Genomic DNA, 806 nt, shown 5'->3' with positions numbered 1-806 from the left:
ATTACTATAACCCATTGACTGTTTTGGTCAATGTGTTTACATTAATATAAATTGACTCATTTAGTCAATATGTGTTTATAAGGAGGTGAGTAACGTGAATGAAAAGTTTAGAAATTTACCAAAAGAAAAACGAGATAGGATTTTGAATGGTGCAATTTCAGTTTTTGGAAACCATGAATACAAAAAGGCGACTACTGATGAAATTATTAAAAGTGCAGATATTTCAAAAGGATTGCTTTTTCACTACTTCGGTTCCAAGAAGAAGCTTTATTTGGCTTTATTTGATTACTGTGTCGAATATAGTGTAGATATAATGAATGCTTCTATAGATCATAATGAAACAGATTTCTTTGAGATACTTAGAATAACTACATTGAGCAAATTAAAAATTATGCAACAATACCCTGCTTTGTATGATTTTTTAATGCGTGCATACCATGAAAAAGCTCCTGAAGTAGCGACTGAGATTAATAGTGAAAGTAAGAAGCTACAACAAGAATTTATTGAAAATTTTTTTAAAAATGTGGATTACAGTAAATTTAAAGAACAAATCAACCTCGAAATGGTAATTAATACTATTTTGTGGGCTTCAAAAGGATTCGTTGAAGAACAGAATGAACTAGATAGAAGCAATCTAGAACATATCTTCAAGGAATTTGACGCCTATTTACAAATGTATCGTCAAGCTTTCTATAAGGAGGAGTATGTATGAAAAATGTAATTGAGATAAAAGGTTTAACCAAGCTTTATGGAAAAGAACGAGGAATTCAAGATATTCATCTAAATATAAAGAAAGGTGAAATTTT

1 protein-coding gene is annotated in these 806 nt (G+C 29.7%); it reads left to right on the top strand.

The window, feature by feature from the left end; translation table 11 throughout:
- Nucleotides 1-94 precede the first annotated feature (94 nt).
- Nucleotides 95-712, top strand: a complete 618-nt coding sequence (locus V7014_RS26960; protein WP_335512178.1) for a TetR/AcrR family transcriptional regulator — start codon at nucleotides 95-97, stop codon at nucleotides 710-712.
- Nucleotides 713-806 lie beyond the last annotated feature (94 nt).

Origin of the sequence: Bacillus sp. JJ722 (genome assembly GCF_036963345.1) — a bacterium.
In the GTDB taxonomy this organism is placed as follows: domain Bacteria; phylum Bacillota; class Bacilli; order Bacillales; family DSM-1321; genus Bacillus_AD.
Note: the sequence above shows the minus strand (reverse complement) of the source record. Positions and strands in the feature narration are given on the sequence as shown.